Origin of the sequence: Microcoleus sp. Pol12B3, assembly GCF_036701355.1 — a bacterium.
Taxonomy (GTDB): domain Bacteria; phylum Cyanobacteriota; class Cyanobacteriia; order Cyanobacteriales; family Microcoleaceae; genus Microcoleus.
In genome coordinates, this window is the sequence record NZ_JAUBQS010000040.1 from 18026 (window position 1) to 43098 (window position 25073).

At 45.8% G+C, this 25073-nt stretch carries 13 protein-coding genes and 1 pseudogene; 10 read left to right on the top strand and 4 right to left on the bottom strand.

Annotated features, from left to right (window positions below; translation table 11 throughout):
• Positions 1 to 44 precede the first annotated feature (44 nt).
• A complete protein-coding gene (locus QUA53_RS19450; RefSeq protein WP_333099239.1) occupies positions 45 to 3260 on the bottom strand; it encodes a glycosyltransferase in 3216 nt (1071 codons plus the stop codon).
• A gap of 109 nt (positions 3261 to 3369) precedes the next feature.
• Between QUA53_RS19450 and cobA the strand changes: the two genes are divergently transcribed.
• The 7 genes and pseudogenes from cobA to QUA53_RS19485 all read left to right on the top strand — a co-directional run bounded on the left by cobA (position 3370) and on the right by QUA53_RS19485 (position 8457).
• Positions 3370 to 4935 (top strand): uroporphyrinogen-III C-methyltransferase, encoded by a 1566-nt coding sequence (gene cobA / locus QUA53_RS19455; protein WP_333099238.1) that lies wholly within the window; start codon positions 3370 to 3372, stop codon positions 4933 to 4935.
• A 32-nt stretch (positions 4936 to 4967) separates the two neighbouring features.
• Positions 4968 to 5165 carry a DUF2281 domain-containing protein gene (locus QUA53_RS19460; protein WP_333099237.1) on the top strand — a complete coding sequence of 66 codons (198 nt, stop codon included), beginning with the start codon at positions 4968 to 4970 and terminating at the stop codon, positions 5163 to 5165.
• Between the two features lie 16 nt (positions 5166 to 5181).
• Positions 5182 to 5475 carry a Fic family protein gene (locus tag QUA53_RS19465; protein ID WP_333222016.1) on the top strand — a complete coding sequence of 98 codons (294 nt, stop codon included), beginning with the start codon at positions 5182 to 5184 and terminating at the stop codon, positions 5473 to 5475.
• A gap of 295 nt (positions 5476 to 5770) precedes the next feature.
• Positions 5771 to 6961 carry a tetratricopeptide repeat-containing serine protease family protein gene (locus tag QUA53_RS19470; protein ID WP_333099233.1) on the top strand — a complete coding sequence of 397 codons (1191 nt, stop codon included), beginning with the start codon at positions 5771 to 5773 and terminating at the stop codon, positions 6959 to 6961.
• A gap of 87 nt (positions 6962 to 7048) precedes the next feature.
• Positions 7049 to 7627, top strand: a pseudogene (locus QUA53_RS19475) (Uma2 family endonuclease).
• Between the two features lie 305 nt (positions 7628 to 7932).
• Positions 7933 to 8115, top strand: a complete 183-nt coding sequence (locus QUA53_RS19480) for a hypothetical protein (protein ID WP_333099232.1) — start codon at positions 7933 to 7935, stop codon at positions 8113 to 8115.
• Between the two features lie 75 nt (positions 8116 to 8190).
• Entirely contained in the window at positions 8191 to 8457 is a 267-nt protein-coding gene (locus QUA53_RS19485; RefSeq protein WP_333099231.1) for a hypothetical protein, read from the top strand.
• 72 nt (positions 8458 to 8529) lie between these two features.
• Here the strand turns inward: QUA53_RS19485 and QUA53_RS19490 are convergent, their stop codons facing one another.
• Complete coding sequence (locus QUA53_RS19490; RefSeq protein WP_333099230.1) at positions 8530 to 13677, bottom strand: CHAT domain-containing protein; 5148 nt, start codon at positions 13675 to 13677, stop codon at positions 8530 to 8532.
• 205 nt (positions 13678 to 13882) lie between these two features.
• On the opposite strand from QUA53_RS19490, the gene coaE reads away from it, so the two are divergent.
• Together coaE and patX are read left to right on the top strand one after the other, a co-directional pair.
• On the top strand, positions 13883 to 14614 hold the full coding sequence (gene coaE / locus QUA53_RS19495; RefSeq protein WP_333099229.1) for a dephospho-CoA kinase: 732 nt from the start codon (positions 13883 to 13885) through the stop codon (positions 14612 to 14614).
• An 815-nt stretch (positions 14615 to 15429) separates the two neighbouring features.
• On the top strand, positions 15430 to 15633 hold the full coding sequence (gene patX / locus QUA53_RS19500; RefSeq protein WP_333099227.1) for a heterocyst-inhibiting protein PatX: 204 nt from the start codon (positions 15430 to 15432) through the stop codon (positions 15631 to 15633).
• Positions 15634 to 15940: 307 nt separating this feature from the next.
• Here the strand turns inward: patX and QUA53_RS19505 are convergent, their stop codons facing one another.
• Entirely contained in the window at positions 15941 to 17347 is a 1407-nt protein-coding gene (locus tag QUA53_RS19505; protein WP_333099225.1) for a TldD/PmbA family protein, read from the bottom strand.
• A gap of 402 nt (positions 17348 to 17749) precedes the next feature.
• Here QUA53_RS19505 and QUA53_RS19510 point away from each other — a divergent pair, with 402 nt between their 5' ends.
• A complete protein-coding gene (locus tag QUA53_RS19510; protein WP_333099223.1) occupies positions 17750 to 19366 on the top strand; it encodes a HAMP domain-containing sensor histidine kinase in 1617 nt (538 codons plus the stop codon).
• A 145-nt stretch (positions 19367 to 19511) separates the two neighbouring features.
• Here QUA53_RS19510 and QUA53_RS19515 read toward each other — a convergent pair whose 3' ends face one another.
• Complete coding sequence (locus QUA53_RS19515) at positions 19512 to 25064, bottom strand: AAA family ATPase (RefSeq protein ID WP_333099222.1); 5553 nt, start codon at positions 25062 to 25064, stop codon at positions 19512 to 19514.
• Positions 25065 to 25073: the final 9 nt, after the last annotated feature.

Genomic DNA, 25073 nt, shown 5'->3' on the forward strand with positions numbered 1-25073 from the left:
CGCGCTGGCTTCGCCCAGGCGAACTAAAGAATAAAGAATCCAGATTAACTTGCGATTTGTTCCAATAGCTTTTTAGCACTATTCACGCTTTCTATATCGTAAATTTCCCGGTTGTAACAAACAATTTGTGCTACCAACTTTTGATGATATTGCTGAGATTTTGCCAACATAGAACCCTGGTAACGCCTATAATTGACAACTACTTCTCTCGTTCCCAAAAAGGGAATATTGTGCTTGTGGCAGTTAACCCAAAACTCCCAATCTTCGTAACCTTCCTTCATCCCCACTTTGTACCCGCTGACCAAATCCAAAATAGATTTGTGATAGAGTGAAGACGGGTGAATCATGTTAGATTGCTTGATATTTTCGGGAGAATACAAGTCGTAACTGGGTACTATGCGATTTTCTGTACCAAACATTTGATAAGAACCAAATGCTACGCAAGGTACATTTGATTTTAAACATATTTCTAAAAGGTCAGTCAAGGCGTTTTTAGCTAGGATATCATCAGCATCTAAAGGCATAATGTATTCACCGTTTGCGGCTGCTATGCCAGCATTTCTAGCACTTGAAAGCCCTTGATTTGTTTGTTCTACAAGCCTAATTTGATATTGGGGATTTGTTACTATTAAATTTTTGGCAACTGTGCTGGTAGTATCTAAGCTGCCGTCATTGACAATGATAATTTCCCAATTTTTGTAAGTTTGGTTAATTACGCTAGTTACTGCTTCCACCAAAAAATGAGATTGATTGTAGCAGGGAATAATCACAGATACCAAAGGTCGATCTGCCAATTGTGGCGATGCTGTAACTTGTTTGACACTTTCTGATTGTAAATTATGTGCCGAATTTCTCGCAGTTTGCAAGCTATAAAAATAAATCTTGGGATGGACGATGGCTAATTGATTCAGATCGGTATTTTGATATTCATTTACTAACCTCGGATATCCCGACAAGTATTCTTGTTTAACAAAAATCAAGATATTCTGAGCGTACCAAGGCTCTACTTTGTCATTGTTCCATATTTTTTTTCTCAAGCAGTCAATAACTGCATAGCCGTTTTTCTGAAAGTAATAAACCCAATATTGTGGCCACTGTTCGTTAACGTGTTCGACGCCTCCTTGAAATGGTATCGCAGCAGAAAACAGAATCACTGGTGCTAGTTGAGTGAGAGAATTAACAAAGTTTTCGGCACAGGTAGCAGGCAAATGTTCGGCAACTTCCAGAGAAATTGCTAAGTCAAATTTTCTGTTTATTTGCAGCGGTTGCTTTAAATCGGCGGATTGGAACTGATTTAAAGGAATTTGTAAAATAGTGCGATCGACATAATCACCATCTATTCCCAAACAATCAGCAATTCCCAACTTGTGGAACGCAGCTAACCAACTTCCCGTACCGCAGCCCACATCTACCACACTTTTAGGTAAAATGGGTTGCAGCAAGTCTAACAGCAGGGGAATAATTTCTCTAGCAGAACTGCGAGTTCCTTCTCCGATTAATTGGTAAAAATCTCTTGTATAAGATGACTGTAGGTTTTGATTGGTTTGGCTGGCTGTTTGAGAATTAATTGTCTCTAAACTGCTAATATTGTAACCGTGCAAATGTACTGGCAACTGCCAGGAAATCTTGGGGTCGGGTTGATGTTTTACTGGCTCGACATTACCCCGCCAAGCCGCGCCCATAATTTGCATTGTTTGATATACTACTGTTTGCCATCCCCTTTGCTTCAAGTAATCTAACCCTTTACCAACATCTGGAGCGGTTAAATCGTGAAATAAAATTATTGCATCTTCCTCAGCCAATTTTTCGCACGCAATGGCATCATTTAACGGCCCATCACCTCCGTGTTCTCCGTCAATAAAAATTAACGACCATTTGCGGTTGAATTGAGCGGAAAATTCTTCTACTCTTTGGGGGCTATAGCCTGGTATTAGCTCGACTGATGTTTGAACGCCCCACGCATTTAGAGCGCCTTGAATTGAGTCGATTACGCTTTGTCTAATGTCCTCTCTTTCTAACAGCGGATCTACGACATCTAACTCAACTCCTGAGAGCGCTAAGTGACAAGCCGACCACCCTAGCCAGCAGCCTATTTCTAAGGCTTTTTTACCTTTGAATTGCAGAGCTGTATTGTAAAGGATGTGTGCTTCGTCGCGATTCAAAAACCCGATGAATGGATAGCGCTTGTCTGCATACCAATTATGCGGAACTTCCCGGCGTAAATAAGGCCAGTTACTCGTATTTGGATCGGCAATAATCATATTGGGGAAATAGGAGTCAGGTATAATTATTTGGAACCCTGGCGAAACGTAATCCCCTGGTTGTAATAAATTATTTTTGCTAAGTTCAGGTTGTTGGTAAGTCATTTTTGGTTCTTGAAAGATTGGTATTGCTTCCTGTTTTTTAGGTTGATAACGGACACTAATTTCCAGTAGATCGCCGTCAGTTGCCATCAATTGTACTCGGTCAAACTGCTGGCGACCAGCTAAATGCAAAATGCCGATCGCCTCCTGCGGCAAGTACGGCTCCACAAAACAGCCTCGCTGCTTGTCCCAAACCGGAAAACCGTTGAATATCCAATTGCACCAAGGTGGGAGCATTTCAGTGAGATTGAACAATTCGCCACTGTAAACAGCGAGGTTGAGGGCAAATTGATCTGTCATGACACAGCCGGATCTTTGCAATCCTTGATTGAGTTTCTTAGCCCAGATTTCCCAGTGCAAAGCATCTTTTCTGAGGGCGAAAACTCCGGCATTTAATATCGGATAACTGTAGAATTTCTTAGCAATTTCTTCACCAAAGTTAGCTTCATATAGTTGATAAACCCACTGCCAAAACTGAGGAAGTTGTCCGTACTGCTGCAAGCTTGCCCTGTGAACTTCGGGAATAATTGCCAGCCCCCGGCGCGATGCTCCTGCAACCAACAAATTAATTGCTCTCCAGTCTTGAACCCAAGCATCTGCATCTATCCAAAGGTATATATCAAAATTGGGAAAGTATTTTCGCAAATAAGGTCTAACTAATAGTCCTTTTAAATGTTCGGGAGATTCATTTCTGCCAGGAAAGTCAAAGTCCCACTCCGGCTTTTGAATGATATTAACTTGTGTTTTTAACCACTGCAACTGTTCGGGAGTGCAGCCGAGATCGAAAAAGCCGATCGCTACATTTTCACCCTCGGGTTTTTCCCGCACCGATAAAATAGTACCTTGCACCAATTCAAAGTAATTTGCATCGGCGGCTGTGATGATGATAATCTGCATAAAGAGCTTTTCTTATACAATAAACTGCTGAGTATAGCGTAGGGTGCGCCTCGGCGCGTCTTACTATAGGCTAGCCATATTCATAAAACTATACTATCGAGGAGGAATTGTGAAAAACCACAAAGGGAAAGTTTATCTAGTCGGTGCGGGGCCGGGAGATTGTAACTTGATGACAGTGCGATCGCACAAACTGCTATCCCAAGCCGAAGTTTTAATCTATGATGCTCTCATCGACATCCCGCAACTGGAATTAATCCCAGCAACTTGTCGGAAAATAGAAGTCGGGAAACGCGGCGGCAAACCTTCCACCCAGCAGCAAGAAATTAACCGTTTGCTGGTAGAAAATTGCAAGTTAGGCAAACAAGTCGTGCGGCTAAAAAGCGGCGATCCGTTTATTTTTGGTCGCTCCAGTTCCGAAATTCAAGCATTAAAAACAGCGGGCTGCGAGTTTGAAGTAATACCCGGAATATCCTCCGCATTAGCTGCACCTTTACTAGCAGGAATTCCCCTCACAGATCCGGTAATGAGTCGCTGTTTTGCAGTAATGAGCGCCCATGAACCGGATGCTTTGGAATGGGAAGCATTAGTGCAGATAGAAACTTTGGTAATATTGATGGGAGGACGCAATTTAAGCGAACTCGTCTGGCAATTGCAAAAGCACGGACGATCGACCGAAACTCCGATCGCCATTATCCGAGATTGTGGCCGCCCCGAACAGCAAATTTGGCTGGGCACTCTCTCGAACATTGTACAGCAAACAGCAGGTCAATCTCTATCGCCTTGCGTGATGGTAATTGGGGAAGTAGTTAGATTGCGCGAATATTTAATCCAGCCAGAAAGCACAAATATGATCGATACACCTGTCACCACTAATAACAGCAAATTGCCGCTAGCAGGAAAAACCATTTTAGTCACGCGATCGGTTTCTCAGTCTGCTGAATTTAGCGATCGACTCCAGCAACAAGGAGCTCGCGTTATCGAAATGCCCGCCTTGGTAATTGGGCCGCCATCCACTTGGGAACCATTAGACAGTGCGATAGCACAATTGTCAAGCTTTCACTGGTTAATTCTCACTTCCCACAACGCTGTAGACTGCTTTTTTCAACGCTTACAAGCAAAAGGCAAAGACGCCCGGAGTTTGTTTGGGATTAAAATCGCCGTTGTCGGGAAAAAAACAGCAGAAAGTTTGCGATCGCACTCTCTACAACCAGACTTTATTCCCCCCAACTTTATCGCCGATTCCCTAGTCGAGAACTTCCCCGATAACTTGCAAAGTTGCAAAATCCTATTTCCGAGAGTAGAAAGTGGTGGCAGAGAAGTTTTAGTAAAAGAATTCACCGCCAAAGGAGCGCAAGTAATAGAAGTGCCAGCTTACCAATCTTGCTGTCCCGAAACTATCGACCCGATCGCCCTCTCCGCACTCCAAAATCAAGCCGTAAATATTATAACATTTGCCAGTTCCAAAACCGTGCATAACTTTTGCAAGCTCATAGAAAAAAGCCCGGAATTGTCCCGATATCAGGATAGGTTAAAAAATGTTTGTATCGCTTCTATCGGACCGGAAACTTCCAAAAGCTGCCAAAATTTATTGGGTAAGTTAGATGTGGAAGCCAAAGAATATACCTTAGATGGATTGACTGAGGCGATCGTTGAATGGGTACAAGCGAGGTTGTAAAATAGTTGTACGAGCATTAGGATGAAAGAAACATGACCGCAAAAGACCAACTTCTTCAAGAACTCGACCAAGTGCCAGAATCCTTGCTGCTGAAAGTGCTTGAATTTGTCCGTTCCTTAAAGAGTGAAGAAGAACAACAAAAACTAGAAGCCAAAGCCAAAGCATTGCAGGCATATCTAGATTCAGAACGCGAAAGAAAGGACGTTTATCGTCGCCTTGCCAACTCCTAATTTTGTCAGCCAAAGTATGGTTGTCAATATCCACGCCAGACAGATAGAAAGATTTGGTGGCACTCCCGTCGTCAGAGATGAAGGTTTGTTAGAGTCGGCTTTTGCTCCACCGCAAGCCACTTTTGGCGGTCAATTATTGCATCCGATAATTGCCGAACAAGCTGCTGCTTATCTCTATCACATAGCGATGAATCATCCGTTTATTGACGGTAAGAAGCGATCGGCTTTTGCGGTGATGGATACCTTTTTGCGTTTAAATGGTTCCACTCTGAATTTGACGGACGCTCGAGCATATGATTTAGTCATGTGAGTCGCACGGGGAACCATGACTAAGGAAGAACTAACCACCGAGTTCGAGTCATGTATTTTTGAGCTTTAATAAGTAAGTTGGGCAGCATTCATGGAGATTAAGTAAGGTGTGGCGTACTCATCCTACATGGAAATAGCGAATCGCGGAACAAAAAAGCGAGTAAAATTATCACTAAACAACAAAGCCGAGATCCTTTGCGTCAAATCAGTAATAAAACTAAACACAAAAAAGCACAAATCGCCGATCGCCCTTTCTCCGCCAAATCCCGCTACCCAACTACTAATTAGCAATAGCCATGAATATAAATTTTTCTCGTTACGACACCTTAACCACCCTGCTAGCAGGAACTACCGCAGCCTTAACCATAGTCATCAGCCAACCCGCGATCGCCAAAACCCCCCAAGAAGTCGCCAGCATTGCCGGGCCGCTGACAGTACAAATTAACAGTTCCCTAGGAGACGGTTCTGGCGTAATTATTGCCAAAAAAGGCAAAACTTACACAGTTTTAACAGTCAATCACGTCGTAGAAAAAGCAGACGTGAAATACACCGTTCGCACGTCTAAAGGCAAAAACTATCAAGCAACCTCCGTCACCCGTTTGCAAACCGCCGAAACTGACCCGGATTTAGCCGTAGTCAAATTTGAAAGCCCCGAAGAATATCCAGTCGCGACGATCGCAGATTCCGATCAAGCCGTCATAGGCACTCAAATCTTCGTTTACGGCTATCCAGCTACGGGCGGACTTTTCGGCGCCCAACGAGAACCCGAACTCTCTCCCGGACTCGTTACCAGCCGCCCTGGCAGCCGCCCGGAAGGTTACACTTTGCGTTATCAGGCCGTAACTTGGAGTGGCATGAGTGGCGGCCCAGTTTTTGACTCCGAAGGCCGAGTCATCGGTTTACACGGACAAGGGGAATTTGGTTTCGCGCAAACGAGTTCCGGCGAAGTCGCCCCGATTAAAACCGGATTTAACGCAGCAGTTCCAATCAATACATTTATCGCGAAGCTAGTGGCGGCGGGAATAAACAAATCCGAGTTGAAAGTAGACAATACTCCCGCCACTATCGGCCCGGTATCCACCGCCAATCCTCAAGACGCCCAAGCTTATTATTTTCGAGGACTTTCGCTGTTAGATCAAGGAGATGCTTGGGAGGCGATCGCGGATTTCAACAGAGCACTCGCTTTCAAGCCCAAATATACCCCTGAATTGTATTTTAATATCGGTAATGCGCGCACTTTCATCACCGCCGCCTTGCCCCCACTCGAACCCACCCGCGGTTCCACTGCTATTCAAGCATACACGCTGGCGATCGCAGCCAATCCCGGTTTTGCCGACGCTTACTACAACCGAGCTTTAGCTTACCTGGACAACAAAGACCAACCAAAAGCAATTGCCGATTTTCAAAAAGCAGCGGAACTTTACAAGCAAGGCGGAAGAACCAGCGCCTATCAAGACGCGCTCAACAGAATCAAACAATTGCAGTAGAATTAAAAGTTAACAATTAAGAATTAAAAATGGGATTATTCATTTTTAATTCTTAATCAAGTTCGTACAAACAGCAGGTAAATAACAATGACTGCTATCACCTTAAACCTCAATTCCATTATCAAACTAACTTCTGAACAGTTTTATCAACTGTGCTAAGAAAACCCGGAGTTGAAACTTGAACGGAACGCCAACGGAGAATTAATTGTCATGCCACCAACCGGAGGAGAAACGAGAAAAAGCAACTCAACAGCGAATGCTCAAATCTGGACGTGGAACGATCGAACTGAACTCGGAGAAGTGTTTGATTCCTCCACAGGGTTTACTCTGCCCAATAAAGCCGATCGCTCTCCTGATGTCTCCTGGGTAGAAAAAGCCCGCTGGGCAGCTTTGACACCCGAACAAAAAGACAAATTTATCCCCTTGTGTCCGGATTTTGTAATCGAGTTTCTTTCTCTGAGTGACAGATTGACAAAGACTCAGGGAAAAATGCAAGAATATATGCAAAATGGCTGTCGTTTGGGTTGGTTGATTAACCGCAAAAAACGAGAAGTAGAATTTTATCGTCCCGGTCAATAAGTGGACGTTTTACAATCTCCTCTCACCCTTTCTGGGGAAAATGTTTTACCGGGATTTGTTCTCAATTTGCAAAAAATTTGGAATTAGCAGAATTCACTTTTGAATTATATCATCTTCGGTAAAATAACCGTTACCATTTCGTAGTGAAGAATGGAAGTCAGAGGGAGTAGGAGCGCGACTCTTCGTCTTAACTACGAACCAATTTCGCTATCGTTTGAGCGAGATAATATTAGCTGGGAATTTGATAAAATTATAAGTATCCATAAAATTAATGTGCTTTAATTAGAGTTCAAACAATTCACGCTAACAATGTCACATTAGAAGAATTAAAAACGCTTTTTGACCTGCAACTTGTCACAGACGACCAGTTTTTTAGAGAATGGCAAGACGAGATGCCCGAAATCACCGACTTTCAAAAACGACAGCTAAATCTGATTAAAGCTGGTTACTGCAACTTGCTAGAGTATCCGCCAATGCTGGAAAACAACATTAGTTTGTCGAGCGCCTATCCGCTGTTATTTGTCGGCGAGTTTTATCTGCATCCTTTCTACATTAAACCCAAAAAATCAGTTTAAATTTCCGAAGAAGATGAAGGCGTTATCATCCAAGGTAGCCTAGATACTTTACTTTTAAAAGAGCAGTTGTGGCTGGTGGTAATAGAATCCAAGCGAGTTTCATTTTCGATTGAAGCCGGCTTGGCGAAAATCTTAGCTTATATGCTGGCAAATCCCAACCCGGACAAACCTGGTTACGGCATGATTGCTACAGGCGGCAGTTTCATCTTTGTAAAATTAGTGAAAGGAGAATCACCTGGATATAGCACATCTGATTTATTTGGAATTAGCAATCGCACCAATAATTTACATGATGCACTCCGCATCCTCAAACGCTTGAGTCAAATAGCAGCTAGCAATTAGTTATGAGTCATTAGTTATTGGTTATTGGAACCAACAAATAACAAATAACCAAGAACAAGTAACCCGTAAGAATTACCACGGCGAACCGATCATTGTAAAAGCAGCCCAATAATAAGGATGCGACAAATTTCGATCGCCCCTAGCGGTCAACTCCGACGGTAAAGGCAGAGCTTGATTTTTGCCCGATCGCACCAAATAACCATCTTGCAAACGCACTTCTCCCCGCAGCATAGCCAACTGCGCTTGCCGCAAAGCCTCAGCCTTAATCGGCGTTGTACGCAACTGCTGGTAAAACTCAGTCATCAGCCCCAAAGTACCGACATCGCTGACATACCACAAACTCGCCAAAGCCGATTTTACCCCCGCGTGTATCGCCAACCCCGCAAACCCCAACTCAGCTTGTTCGTCTCCCACCGCCGTAGTACACGCACTCAAAACCAACAACTCCACCTGCGGGTTAGATAACTTCAACTGATCCAACTGATTCAACCGCAACTTAGTATCCCAAAACTGAATGTAAGAATTTTCCGCCCCCCCAGGCTGAAAATCACCGTGAGTAGCTAAATGAATAATTTTGTATTGCGGTTGATTGCGCTTCTGCTTCAAATTTGCCAAAGTAAAAGCTTCATTGAGAAAAGACGAACCCGGCCAAATCTTGCCCACAATTGTCGATAGTTCCAACGGCACCGCAGGCAAAGGATTTTGATCGTATTTGGCCGGAAAATTCGACGCACCCATCGCTAAAACTTCAGAACCCTTAACACCGGCATAGCGAGTATCAGTTAAACTCAAACTCGGAATCAGCCCCAGACTGTACTTTTCTACTAAAAACTGCTTGCCGTCGTAAAGAGCAGCCAAAGGCAAAGTTCGCAAACCTGAATCCATCGAAAACACCAAGGTGTCAATCTTGTTAGCCTCCAAGTCCGCTTGCAGCGGTGCAATTAACCACTGGTAAAGTTCCTCGGCAGGTTGCTTGTAGTCAGCAGCATTCAATCTCCTGGGAGTTCTGATAGCATTAGTGAATTCTTTAGCAACTTGCAGCACTGTCTGGCGGCTTGCAGGCACGCTTTTAAAAACACTTTTGCCGTCTGGCAATAACAACACAAGTTCTAAATGTTTGTCTTTTGCCCACACGTAAAGAATGGCGGGTTTAACCCCAGTCAACCGATTGACGCTACTGAGAGTATCTCGAATACTTTGCTGCGTGACTGACTTTTCAGTGAGATTGCCCCCAAAGTAACGTTCAAATTCCCGGCCCTGAGTTCTATCCCTTTGCTGCACTGCGTCGATCGGACTTATTTGCGCGATCGAACTCGCTCTAGAAATCTCAGGAACTCTTACATTCCCGATACTTTGTGTACTCACCGCACTCGCAGGCTTCTGTGGAGTTGTTGCCACGCTGGCGTTTTCTGTCGTCGCAGGCGTACCCAAATTGTCTTTTAACACCGACGGCGACAGCAGTACCGGGCCGCTAGCAGGCTCGTTCTGCCGCGCCTCAAAAGAGGTAGCAGCAGGCTCTGACGAGACATTTGCGTTACTGCTCTTTGGCACCGACGCTGCCGTGCCTAAAGTCACTTGAGTCACAATTTGTTGAGAATTGTCTGTAGTTTGCAGTTCCACGCTGGTAGTGGGTGCCGGACTCGGCACGATCGCCAGCGGCCCAATAGTAGTTGAGGAGGTGGCAGTGTTCGACTTCGAGTTTCCCGTCCCAAAAGTCGCCGCCGTGCAGGTTCCCGACGGGCAAGTGCTTTGCAGCAGCGTCTGTGAACCCGATTGAGCCAGGCCGTCTGTAGAAATGCTGACCTCGGCGCGCTCAGTAGCAGTTCCTGTTCCCGGAGTCCGAAACGCTCCCCCAGCCTCGATTGCCACATCGCCGCCCGTATTGCCACGAGCTTTGATCGAAACAACTTCAACATCTTTCTGCCCGATAATTTGGCTCGAACCGGCACTTCCCGATTGCGAACTCGAGTTGATCACCCCTGTAACGATCCGGCCCGGCGCCGCAATCGAAATATCTCCCCCGCTTCTGACACCAAAAGCATCGATGTTGCCGGTTTCTACCGCACCGGCGCTGCGAATGTTGATAGGGCCCGCCACCCCGGAAGTTGAGCGAGATGAAACCGTACCCGCAGTCAACTTGCCTTGACTGCTAGTGATGTTAATCCCCGCCGTCGAGGTAACGTCTCCGACGGCTACAGTACCGCCCATCAGAGAGATCGTGGCGTTATCAGCGCCGACGATCGCACCCGTCCCCACGATCGCGCCTGCGCCATTGGGCGATCGAATAGTCGTCGGATCTTGAAATGTCACGGCCGCTGGCGTTGAATTTGCCGTTGAATTTGGCGTTCCAGAAGCAATCGATATCACACCGCTACCGTCAGCGCGCCCGATCGCGATCGAAGCAAACCCATTCCGAAAAGTGTTCAATTCAGCAGCAGTCAAGTTCAGAGCTTCTGTATCGCCAGAACCTTGAATTATAATATTTTGACTGGGATCGGCCGGTTGCAACACCAGATTGCCGTTGCTGGCGATCGAATTTTTGTCACCTGTCAAGTCAATTTCGTTGCCCGTCAGGGTAATATCTCCCCCTGTTTGGGCGCCACCAGCTTCGATCGCCCCCGCAGTGACTCCATTGCGCCCCGTCAGCGTTACCTTCCCCGCGCGATCGCCCCTCGTGTCGATCGCCCCGGCAGTCACCGTTCCCTGTGCGGTAACACTAACATCTCCCGCCGAATTGCCTGTATCTTCGGAAGAATTGACAGAAGTGTTGATGGTGCGGGAAGTTCCAGTAAGTAGCCGACCGGTTGTGACATTGCCTGCGGTGCTGACGATGCGAATTTCCTGATTTTTGGTAGTGATATTTCCGGTTCTGATATTGCCATCAGCTTTGAGAGTAATTGAGGCATTGTCGGCCGCGGTCAAGGAATTTGTGGTAGTGATTGTTCCCAAACCCGCTGGCGACTGAATAATTAGCGGATCGTAAAATGTGAAATCGTTGGCAATCAGAATGGAACCGATACCGTTGCTGCGGCCGATCGTAATTCCAGCAAACCCATTTTCCAAACTTCCGAGGTCGCTTGCCGTCAGATTCAAATAAATATTAGTACCGACATCTCCAGAACCGCCGATCGCAATATTTTGACCGGGACTCCAAGGTTGCAGTACCAAAAAGCCAGTACCGCTGACTGAATTTTTGTCGCCTTTAAAATTAATTTCATCGCCCGTCAAAGTAATGTTTCCCGACCCCCCTGCGACGAAGCTCACTCCCAGAACATTCCGAGCCGTCACATTTACATTTCCCGTCGCTTCCGGGCCGCTGGCATCAAGTTTTTGGGCCGTTACATTCAGGCCTTCGAGTACAATATTCCCGCTGCTGCCGCTGCTGGGATTGGATGAAGAAATGTTGTTTGCAACAGTCGAACCCGGACTAATCAAACTAATATTTCCCCCGTTACTCGACAAATCGCCCGCAGTAATTTGATTTCCCGAAATGGCGATCGCACCGCCAGCCGTGCTAATTGTATCTCCAGAATTCATCGAAAAAGCACCTGCGCCACTGCGATCGGCATCTGCTCTTAATGTTACCGAACCAGTAGTTGCTTGAAAGCTTAACTGATTGTCTGCCAAATCAGCAATTGTAATATCGTTGAGCGCTTCGAGAACCACATTTGAAGTCGCCGACATACTTTCTAAAGCTGTAGCCGAAATTGTCAGCGAAGGCTCAGAATTGTTTTCCTGTCCTGCTAGCGTTCCTGTTGCCAAAATATTATTTTTGGCAATGATTTCCGCATCGCCCGCACCTTCTGGGGAATCTGTAATTAAAATATTTTCCGGATCTAACAGCAAAGTCCCCAAACCGTTTGTCCCAGAAGTATCGACTTTACCGTTAAAAATTAATCTTTGCTTGCCCGACACTTCCACAAACCCCCCAACACCTGCGGTTCCCGTTGCAGAAAAGCCATTTGCCCTAATGCTGCCCAAAAATGCTGTTGTGTTGTCAGCCCAGACAAAAACACTCCCGCCGTTGCCTGATTCAGTTGCGTTGGCGGCGATCGAACTTTTGGCATCCACGTAAGTCATCCTGGCATTCGGCACAGTTCCCTCGCCTCGGTAATCTCCCCCGATCCGCACCGTTCCGCCGCCGTCTGGCCCGGAAGCCTCAATCTTCGCTCCCAACAGCCCTACCTTGTCGCCCAACACGTTGACGCTTCCTCCCGCGCCCCCCGTAGCAGACACGTCCGCAGATCCCGCTACCAGCGCAGTTCCAGGACCTCCTGGCACTGTTGGGCCGCCTGTGAGCACAACTTCACCTCGAGCGTTCGTAGTTATACCCGTAGCGTGAGCCACGCCGGGACCCGACAGCAGCCCTGGTAAACTCTGGGGAGAGAAGGGAACTGCTTCCGAACCCGACACTCCGGCTGCTGGAGAAACTTCTAAACTCAGCAAAAGTCCGTTTTGACTCAACCGCACCAGATTTTCGCCCGGAACAGCCGCCACAGTAATTTGACCGCCTGGGGCTGAAAGTTGCCCTGTACTGATTACCGTACCGCCCAGCAAAGTCAAATTTTGCCCGGTTCCGACAGCCAAGTTACCTGCATTGACAATACTTCCGGGCTGTGGCCCAAAAACAAAAGCATTCGGTGTTCCGACTAGGGCAGCGTAGTCGTTCGCCCCTGTACCGTTGAACCAACGGTCGTCAAAACCGATACCGCTAGCGGTGGTAGCCAAAAAAGACCCGGACACATCGAGTCGGGCATTTGCTCCGAAGATAATGCCTGCGGGATTCATCAGCAACAAGTTAGAATTGCCGCCAGTAACTTGAATTAGACCGTTAATTAAGGAAGCGTCCCCACCGACAACGCGGCCGAGGATATTTTTAACGCTTGGGTTGGAGATGAAATTGGCAGTTTCACCAGAATTCAGACCGAACCGAGTAAAACTGTGGAACAAATTTGCTCCGTCTCTGGAGGGAGTGCCACCTTTAATATCGTAGCGAGGAGACGACCCTGTACCTGGGACGGTGACAGCGGTTCCGGTGCCGTCTGGGGCTGGAGTAATAGATTGTGCCGCAGCAATTTGAGATTGGGGATAAATTGCCACGACTACCCATCCGCTGCTGTTTTCTTTGAGGAAAACCAGGTTGGGTAAAAAATCTACTATCAAAAATCCAGCAAGGGGAATTGCTGCCAGAATCGACCGCACAGCACGTTGAGCATTCATAAGTTTGCCTCGGTCTAGACCTTAATTCGAGTTTAAAATTGAGATTTTAGGTAAAAAAGAGCCGATCGCACCCCAATGCTGACACTTCCTAACGCGAACTCTCGATCGCAAATCTTAAATTTTAAGTCTAAATTTGATTGTGTCACCAACATAGCAAAGACTGACAGTAAGTGTCGAAACACAGGAAGTTTAAACAGAGAAAATTATGAGCGATCGAATTGTCCGTCTGATTGGTTTAACTGGGGGCATCGCCACCGGTAAAACCGCTATATCTAATTATCTGAGAGATGCCTGTGGATTTCCGATTTTAGATGCCGATATTTACGCCCGCGAAGCTGTGAACCCCGGTTCGCCAATACTTGACTCTATTGTAAAACGATACGGCGCGAGTATTTTGCTCCCGGACGGCAATTTAAATCGGCCAGAGTTGGGAAGTATTATTTTTTCTAACGCAGACGAGCGGCAGTGGTTGGAACAACAGATTCACCCTTACGTGCGCCGCCGATTAGTTGAGGAAACTCAAAGCTGCATTGCTGCATCGAGTTTGGTATCCCAAGACACACAGGATTTAGGTACAAAGACTCAAGAAACCGGGTTTTTTCACCACAAGCTAGAACCGAGTATTGTTGAAAAAAAAACAGGTTTCTGTGCCAAGGCTGACACGTTGACTTTGGTTTTGGTAGTGCCGCTGCTGTTTGAAGCTAACATGACTGACTTGTGTACTGAAATTTGGGTAGTGTACTGTTCACCCGAAGTGCAGTTAGAACGACTAATGCAGCGAGACGGCTTGAGTTACGATCGAGCTAATGCCCGCATTAATGCCCAGTTACCGCTGGCTCAAAAGTGTCAACAAGCTGATGTTATTTTGGACAACTCGTCAACCCTCGACTCGCTATTCCCGCAGGTAGATGTGCAAGTCAGTCGCTGTGAGATTTGATATTTGAGATTGACTCCGCGATATCAGTTTTAAAACTAGGTTTTTTTTACTCCCTGCGCGCCAGTTCGATTTGAGAGTTGAGATTTGAGATTGACTCCACGATTTTGTGAACGGGCTTTTTTCCCCAACCCCTTTCGACTCCTCCTTCGGAGTGGCGCGTAAGCGCTTTTGTCACAAAGCAAGATCGGAAAAGATGGGAAAAGATCGGAAAAAATAAAAGGTTCACAATTTATTTAAAAATACAATATCAACCATTTATGAAGTAAATGTGAACATTAGGCATTGCCCGCTTTAAGGAATCTCATTCACCAAGATATGTATATGTAACGTGCGGATGGCGCGCCTTGGTACTCTCCTGTGGTTTCTTTAATCCCCGGGTTGCCGCTTCACCTCAATAAATTATGCAGTTAATCATAAAAGTAGTAAAACTTTACAATTGGCGGTTTTTGTTTCCTTGTTGGAAGAGCGTTTCCAGAGGATTCCAGGGGTGATAGAATTTTAGATTTTAGATTTTAGATTTTAGATTGGGGAATAATTTATAACTACCAGGGTTGGGAAGACGGGCATAGAAGAGTAGCATGATTTTTTTGAACATAATCTTGAATTATGCTGGTTGCCCGCAAATAGCAGAGAACTAGAAATTATCAGTGAAAAAGCGAGCTAGATAATGGATTTAACCGGCTTTTAACCAAAAGTCAAAAAAATTGCAAGTGCCCTTACTTACTAATTGATGATTTCACCGCAATTATTTTTTTATCCTGATAGCAGAGTACAGACTGCGTATCAAGAAGGGGAAAATACAAACACCAAAATTTATGATGCGCGTTTACTCTTCCATCCTGATGTCAAGCCTGTTACTGAGTGCTGGCGCAGTTAATACTCAAAGCTTAGAAACTCGATCGACCTTTTTTGCTCAAGACAACTCTGCTCCCGAAATTTTAACCACTCTAGCTGGCACTCCGACCTTTGACGCAGATAACGGTAAAGATGAGCCACCACAACGAGGAACCGGGAGATAAAGCCGAAAAAAGCGATAATTGCAGAGAATTAGGGGGAGAATGGGAGAATATAAAATTGGGAGAATAAGAGAAAAATTGAAGATTTCGATTTATTAATTCGGGACTTAGGTACTGCGTACCAAAAAACCGATTTTTCAGCGGTATTTGACGACTCAAAGCATAATTGTTCGCTATTCCGGTTGTTTGGCCAAGCATCCTCAAAATATCAGACACCACAAACGGGCGCGAAATGTTGAACTTAAAAAATAAAGGTAAAGCGCGAGTAGGAATCTGGCGCTTTACCTTTATTTTTTAAACTTTTGCAGCTTTAATCCTCTGCCGCAGCTTCACCACCAACAACGACATCGCGAATCCGCAAACTCGGGCCGCCACAGCCGACGGGCAAACCGCTTTGTCCTGCCTTGCCACAGCCGCCGGATTCATCCCAGTAGAAATCGTCGCCGATCGCCTCAATATCGGCTAAAGTGCTGAAAACATTACCCGAAAGAGTAACATCCCGCACCGGATTGTCTAGTTTTCCGTCGCGGATCATCCAAGCTTCGCCGGCACTGAAAGTAAACATTTCGCCGTTAGTCATGCCGCCTTGCCAATTGCGCGCGTAAACTCCTTCTTTGATACCAGAAAATAAGTCAGCAACTGGCGTGTCACCGCGTTCGATCCAAGTATTCGTCATGCGGACGATCGGCGGATAATGATAATTCAAACAGCGAGCATTGCCAGTAGGCGTTTCTCCCAACTTGCCAGCAGTTTCCCGCGAGTGCAGCCGCCCGACTAAAGCGCCGTCTTTAATTAACTGAGTAGTAGTCGCGGGAGTGCCTTCATCGTCGTAGAAATAGCTGCCACGGTGTCCCTCTGGCGCTGCACCGTCGAAAATTTGCAAGTTTTTGGGGCCGAACTGGCGGCCGAGGGTCATAATTTCCAAGATGTCGGGATTTTCGTAGGCCATGTCCGCTTCGGAAAGGTGTCCGAAGGCTTCGTGGACGAACAATCCGGTCAAAATTGGGTCGATGACGACGGTGTAGGTGTTGCCTTGGACGGGGGGTAAAGCTAGGGAATCTACGGCTCTCTGGGCGGCGCTGCGAACTTGAACATCAAGCTCGGTTAAGTCTTCGTAAGCTTTGCGGGAACCCGTGGTTTCGCGGCCGGTTTGTACGGTTTCCCCGCTGCGGGCTGTGGCCGCAAAGCGCATTTCCATGTCTGCCCAACCTTGTTCGAGCATGGTGCCTTCTGAGGTGGCGAGGATCATCCGCTGGGTGCTGTCGCCGTAGCGCACGGAGATGGTGGCGATGCGGGGGTCAATGCTGCGGAGAATTGCCGCGTAGCGATCGCACAATTGTTTTTTGTCAATTAGGGGAACCAGACGGGGGTCTGTTCCTGTCAGCGGCAGCAAGCAAATGTCTTGTATTGGGGTGACAGGCGCCAGAATCGTTTCTTCTTCCCCGATCAGTTTGGCCGCGGCGATGGCTTCTTCGATTCTTTCGGCGAGGGTGGAAAGTCGGTTAAAACTGGCAAAGCCCCAGCCGCCTTTGTGACAAGCTCTGACTTGGCCGCCAATTGAGACTCCTTCGCTGAGGGTTTCAATTTTTTCGCCCCGCAGCAGGATGTCGGTGCCTTCGGCTTCTTCCAGTCGAATTGCCAGATAATCGACTTGGTGACGGTAGCGTGCCATTAAGTCTGACAGCAGATTTTTCGAGTCGGCGATCGAGGTGGGCATAAGGAAAGCGCGGTGTTTAACTTACTTCATTTTGCACTTTTGTCAGGGCGATCGTCCAAAATACCGCCGCAAGCGCGGAGATTGCGACTTATTGGTACGGTTCTGCCAATATCGTTAGTTGACAAATGTGGATATCCTGTGGGTTAGGAGGAAGGCGCAAGAAATTATGCGGGATTTTTCGATCGTGCTGGTGCTTGACCCAGCCCAAAAACGGATACCGTGCCACGTACTCCTGTCGTGGAAAGATAAAAATTTTAGACCCTAGTTCAACCTCCCAGATTTATCTGTGGGGTAAATCTAAAATCTAAAATCTAAAATCTAAAATCGACTGACTCCTAACTCCTGAACTCTCCTATACATAAATACTTCACCCTTCATGCCTCCGAAGGTGGGTTTATAACTGTGAATACTTACTTTTTACCGACAATAAGCGAAATTTTAGCCTCCGAAGGCCAAGAAAATGACCTGAGTCTCTTTGATGCTAAGTTGGCGGGAGAAAAGAACCGCCATCGGTGTCCTGCCAGCCGTGGGGCTTCTCGGCTGAAAGCTGAACAGGAATGGTACGGGGCGATCGCAGCTTTGAATCAAATGCTCGACCGGCAAAAATCAGGACAAAAAGCAGATGCCGATCGAGCAAATTGTCGATCGACAATTCCCAATGCCTGTCAGGGATTGGTTTTGTCGGGCCCGTCTTCGGTTTTGACTGACCCGGCTTTGGCCAATGGCTTTGCCAATTGGATTTTTACCAGTATTCCCGACAACGATGCAGCTTTGTGGTCTTTTCGGGCCAGACAAACTTTAGCTTTAATGCCGGCGGCTGATGTGCAAACATCAGTGCCTGCAGCAGCCCCGGCTTTGGCTTTGGCAAGTGGCGATCCTTTGGCGCACGAGCAGTTTTGTTTGGTTTTAACTGCTAGTTTTAGCCTGGTGATGGTTTTGGGTGAAAATTCTGCGGGAATTCCGGCTTTTCTATTTTCTTTCGATCCGCAAGTAGTCGCCAAAGCTTGGGAAGTTTTGCGGCGCAGGGTGACAGAAAGCGAATGTTTGCTTGCCAATTCTGACGGTAGCTTCAATTTATCAGTTAGCCAATTAACTAATAATTCTACTAAATTAGACGCGCTTTTCCAGCAGTTTTTGCCTTTGGAGCCAAATTATCAAACAGTGATGCAGTTCAGCCGCTTGCTGTTGCATAATTTGCCGGGTGGGAAAGAGGAAGGAAGCAGGATAAAGGATGAAAGAATTGATGATGGTTTGAATCCGAGGCATAAAAAGTTATCGGCTACAGATATCAACTGCAAATCTCCAATTCCTCTGGCTACTAAAGAGGTGGAATTGCTACAGGCGATCGCCCATGAAGTCCGCACCCCTTTGGCTACTATCCGCACGCTGACTCGATTGTTGCTGAAACGTCCCAAGCTCGATCCTGTTGTGGTCAAGCGTTTGGAAATGATTGATGCTGAGTGTACCTCTCAGATCGATCGCTTCGGTTTAATTTTCCGTGCCGTGGAATTGGAAATGTCGCAAGCTAAAAATTCGGGCGTGCAGCTAACAGCCATGTCTCTCGGTGAAGTGCTACAAAATAGCATTCCCCGCTGGCAAAAACAGGCCGCTGTGCGAAACCACACTTTGGAAGTTATTGTGCCGAAAAAGTTGCCTGCGGTAGTCAGCGATCCGACGATGTTGGATCAGGTTTTAACTAATTTGATTGAGAATTTTACTCGAACTTTGCCCTCCGGTAGTCGCATTCAGGTGGAGGTGACATTGGCGGGCGATCAGTTAAAGTTGCAGTTGGAATCGGAACACTTACCTGAAGATAATGGCGCATCGACTTTTGCAGCTAAGGCGAATGGTCCTTTGCGCTCGATCGGGCCTTTGTTGATGGTGCAGCCGGAGACGGGAAGTTTGAGTTTAAATTTGACCGTGACTAAGAATTTATTTCGGGCTGCTGGCGGGAAGTTGGTAATTCGCCAGCGGCCCCAAAAGGGCGAGGTGATGACGGTATTTTTGCCGCTGCAATAGTCAGTTGCCAGTTGTTGGTTGTCCTATCAATTCCGGTTGCATCGGAATGATTTAACCGCAGAGAACGCAGACAACGCAGAGGAAGAGAAGAGAGAGCTCATTAATATCGGTCAACAACGGACAACTAACAACGGACAACTAATCTTTAATCAATTAAAATCTCAATGACAAACTCCGTTCCTTCTCCCGGTGAAGAAAAACAACTCAGTTTTCCGCCGTGTTTTTCTTCTACAATTTGACGTGCGATCGCCAGTCCCAACCCAGTTCCTTTGCCCACATCTTTAGTGGTAAATAGATGGTCGAAGATATGATTTTTTACCTCTTCTGACATTCCTTTTCCGTTATCGGCGATGGAAATTTTTACCTTTTCACTTTCTACTTTGGTCCGAATAGTGATGCGATTGGGATGGGATTGAATTTCGGCAAAACTCCGTCCTTGATTCGATTCTTCTAAGGCATCGATCGCATTTGCTAACAAATTCATAAATACCTGGTTTAATTGTCCCAAATAACATTTTACTTTGGGAATATTGCCGTACTCTTTAATGATTTTAATTTCAGGATGCTTGTCGTTCGCTTTCAGGCGATGGCGTAAAATCATCAAAGTGCTATTGAGGCCTTCGTGAATATTAGCCTCAACTTTATGGGCCGTATCGGCGCGAGAGAAAGTGCGGAGGGATGTGCTGATGTTTTTGATGCGCTCGCATCCTATTTTCATGGAACTCAGCATTTTGGGTAAATCTTCTACTAGATAATCTAAATCTATTTCCTCTGCTTTCTTAATCAATTCTGCTTCCGATGGAGGAAACTTTTCTTGATAGAGGCGCAAATAATCAATTAAGTCTTGGACTCCCGCATGAGCTTCATTAATGTTCCCGGCAATGAAACCAACCGGGTTGTTGATTTCATGGGCAACCCCCGCCACTAGATTACCTAATGCTGACATCTTTTCACTTTGGATCATTTGCATCTGAGTTTGCTGAAGTTCATTCAAAGTCTGCTGCACTTGGTGATAGAGACGGGCATTCTCCAGAGCGATCGCCGCTTGACTAGAGAGAAAATTCAGCACTAGGAGGCGATCGCGACTAAACACCCCACTCGTTATGCGATTTTCTAGATACAAAATGCCGACCAAATTCCCCTGATTTAGAATTGGTAAACCCAGCAAACTCTCTGGTTGGTGGTGCTCTAAATAATCGTCAATCACAGGCAGATCAGTTTTGGCGCGATCGATGACAACTGCTGCTAGGGTGTTTTTGACATACTGGATTAATTTAACGGGAACGGTGGGATTATTCTCTAGGGGTTCCGTTTGCAGGCTAATGTTTTCCCATGTAGCTATCGCCCGCACTTGCCATTGTTGATCTTGGTAGAGCATCAGTGCACAGCGATCGGCTCCCGAGTTTTGTAACATGGTTTGGGTGACAATTTGCAGCAACTCATCCAGGTCGATCGTGCTGGAAATCATTTGGGAGATTTGCAGCAGAGTCGAAAAATCTAGAGCATGGTTGATCGAGGTGCTTGAGGTAGTGTGCTGGGCGGTCGAATGAATTGAGTAGGTGGGATTGGTAAGGGTGGAAAGGGTTTCTAAAATAGTGAAGGGTTGGGCGCACTGTTGTAAGATGGGGCGCAGCAGATCGGGATAACGTTGTTCTAGTTCATCGGTTTTGGCTTTTGCTCCCCAGCGGGCGTAACAATAGTAGGCTTCCTGCATATAGCCTGCAGCGACTTTTTGTTTGCCCCAGCCGAGGTAGAATTTAGATGCGAGTTCGTTGGCTAAGGCTTCTTCGTTGAGGAATTGGTGTTCTTGGGCCAGAAAGATGGCGCGATCGTACAACTCAGCAGCCTGCCATTTTTGTTCAGCAACACGAGCCATCTCCGCCTCTAAAAGCAGAAATTTGGACAGACAGTTTTCAGGACAGTTGTGTGCCCAGATTTGAAGTTGTGCCCGATTATTCTGAACAAATTCTTGATAATCTTTTTGTTGTTTATGGGTGGATAATCCATAAAGTTGCAATACAGTCAAAGACTGATAAAAACAATGCAGAACACGTTGAAATTGCCCATATAGTGCATTAGAAAACTCTCCCCCCGCTACTAACATTTCATAAGCTTTAGCATACTCACCATAGGTGAAAAACAAAAATGCTTTAGCGAAATAGTAAGTGCTACTGCCATAGCCATAGCCAATTTCATTGAACGTTGCTAGCGCCGATTCTTCATCAAATGTTTCAGAGCTAAGGCTATACTTCCCTATCGTTAGCCCTTGCAAATTCTCTAGGAGCTTGCACTGAAGAATGAGGGCAAAAGCTGTCGTAATCTCCGTCCGTTCTGCAAAGCTGATGTACTTTTCATGTCGAGCCAGCAAACTGTGAATATCGCTTGATACGATCGCCTGCTGCCAGAAACTGAACAGAGCACTGTGATGACACCAAGAAAAATCTCCTACCTCCATTGCCCCCTGATAAGCAGCTTGTTGCAGAACAAGATTGGAACTGACGTGCTTGCGCCAGTGGTTGATAAAGTTGCCGAACGACATATAAATTTTGCCATTCAGGGTGGTGTTATTAAATTTTTCATTCACCTTCAACCCTAAAAGTCCAAACTCATAGCCCAGTTCATAGTCTTGAAAGCGTTGGCAGAGAATTGTCCCATACCAAACATAAACAAAACCCGCCACATTTGTATTCCCGTATTGCAAACAGAGATTGGTCATGTGTAAAACAACCAACACTAACAACTCCTGATTAGTTAGGTAAGTGGGCGGTACCATGTTCATCAGCAGTTTGATCGGCATCTGGCGTTCTTCATCAACAATGAGTGGTGCGTCAATTAGTCCTGCAACTGCGCGCTGATTTAAGGTTTTTTTAACTTCCAGAGCCATCCCTTCTAACTCTTCTTCATTTGGCATAATCGCCAGTTCTAAGCCTAACAGTTTCAGCCCTGCGATTCCTACCTGAATCGCCTTTTGATATAGTGCCTTATTTTGATAATGCGTTAACTGAATTGCAATAATCTTGGCTTTATCAAGGCTAGATTTTGCATGACTAAATGCGGTTTTAATTAAAATTTCAGCTTCTTCAAAATTACCTGCTAAAAATTCAGCTTCAAGACTTTCTAAATATACAGTAAATGTTAATCTATAGGCAGATTCCCATTTATTTTTGGGTAGGAAACTTAAACCGAAAGCGAGATATTTTGTCGCCGACTCATAAGCAGTTGACATTTTAGCTCTCTGCCCTGCCAAGAGGCTAATCTTAGCTAGCTTAGTTCTTTCTTCCTGCTGCGTTATTAGCTCCGAGCCAATGATAAAATGATTGATAATATCGAATACTTCTTCTCCTCTTTCAACTTCTGAGAAATTCGGAAGAAGTAACTGTCCAATTTTGAGATGGGTTGCTTGCTTTTGGTCATCAGGAATTAATGAATAAGCAGCTTGCTGAACCCGATCGTGTAGAAACTTGTAGTGAGGTAATTGAGCGGCGGTATTTGGCAAGTTGGGGGTGCTTTTCCCTTCTTCTTTCCCTATATAAAACTTGTAAATTTCACTGGTTGGTAAGATGAATCCTTCTTGCAATGATTTCCATAAATCCGCAGCAGTTTCTTCCGGCGACTTCTCGCTGACTACCGCCAATGTATTCAAATCAAACTGCGCTCCTATGCACGCAGCCAACTTCAGCACATCCTGAGTTTCTGGCGGCAACTTCTGCAACTGCACCGCCATAAACTCCACTACATCATCGGTGATAGTTAGGGCTTTGACTTTGGCGATATCGCACTGCCACCCCCCTGTTACCCCCCTGTGTCCTCCCCTGATAAGGGGAGATGTTACCCCCCTCTCTTCCCCCTGGGTAAGGGGAGTGGGGTCAAATGCAATCAGCCCATCTTCCTGTAGCGCCCTGAGAAATTGCGTGGCAAAAAATGGATTGCCTTTGGTTTTTTGATAAACTAACTCGGTTAATGGTTGAGCAAGAAGGATCTCGCACGAGAGCGTATCTGCTATCAGATCGTTAATATCGGCTTTACTCAGAGGTTCCAAGGTAATAGTATTTACCGTTACTTGGGATTTTTCCATCTCTGCTACTGCCAACATAAATGGATGAGCCGGAGATACTTCGTTATCTCGATATGCCCCAATTACCAGCAAATTCTGACTATCTTTTTCACTCATCAACACTTGCAAAAGCTTCAGAGATGCTGAATCTGACCATTGCAAATCATCCAAAAAAATCACTAAGGGATGTTCTTTTGTGGCAAAAATAGAAATAAATTTTTGAAATAGTAAATTGAAACGATTTTCGGCGGCACTTCCCGAAAGTTCAGAGACAGGCTGTTGTTTCCCAATAATTCGTTCCAATTCAGGAATTACTTCTACAATAACTTGACCGTTTTCGCCAAGAGCATTGATAATTTTCCTTTGCCATCGTTCTAGCTGAGCGTCGCTTTCTGAGAGTAATTGCTCCATTAAATCTCGGAAGGCTTGCACAAAAGCACTAAAGGGAATGTTACGTTGAAATTGGTCGTATTTGCCTTTGATAAAATAACCGCGTTGCCGAACTATGGGTTTGTGAATTTCGTTGACTACAGCGGTTTTCCCAATGCCGGAAAATCCGGCTACTAGCATCATTTCGCTGCGGGATAAGTTCGAGTCACGCCAGTCCTCATTAATCAAGGCGAGGTCTTCTTTTACCTCTTGCTTCTCGGTTCCAGGCTCTTCTGTAGAACGAGATTTAGAGGGGTTTGCTACTCGATCGAATGCTGCTAATAATGCAGCGACTTCGGTTGCTCGACCGTAGAGTTTTTCAGGTATGATAAAGCGATCGCAAAAATCTCGCCGCCCAATGGCAAAACTCTCTATTTTACCTGTCTCATTGAGTTGTTGCCAACAAGTTTTTAAATCTGCTTTCAGTCCTAATGCACTCTGATAGCGACATTCGGCATTTTTTGCCATTAATTTGCTGACCATCTCCGAGAGAACAAGGGGTATTTCAGGATTAATTTCACGTACAGATGGCGGGTGCTGGGCAATATGACAGTGGATCAATTCCATCGGATCGCTCGATTGAAATGGCAATTTTCCTGTCAGCAATTCGTAAAAAGTTACACCTAATGAATAAAAATCTGTACGGTAGTCAAGGCCGCGATTCATTCTTCCTGTTTGTTCGGGAGATAGATAGCTGAGTGTTCCTTCAATTACGTTGGGACTCATCAGTGTTTGAGTTTCTCGCGGCAGCAAAGATGCAATACTAAAGTCAATGAGTTTGACTTGTTTAGTATCAGGATTTATTAAAATATTGGCGGGTTTAATGTCTTTGTGAATGATGCGGTGGCGGTAAAGTATATCTAATGTATTGCTTAGGTCGATCGCAATTTGGAAAAAATCAACCAGAGATTGCACGGTTTTTCCTTTCCCCGTCCATTCCTTCAGAGAAATTCCCCCGAAGTCTTCCACAATCAGCGCATAGCCGTTGCGGTAGGGTTCCAAGCTGTAGGTTTGGATGATTCCGGGCAAATTTAGGTTTTTGGCGATCGTGTATTGATTGCGAAAATGCAAGAGTTCGCTGAAGCTGGGATACTCGTTTCGCAAGACTTTGATGGCGACCGGTTTTTGGTCTGAGAGGCGAGTTCCGCGATAAACTAGGGTGCGAGTGCCTGAATAAATTCGAGCGAGAATTTGATAGCCAGTTAGTTCTATCATAACAATAAT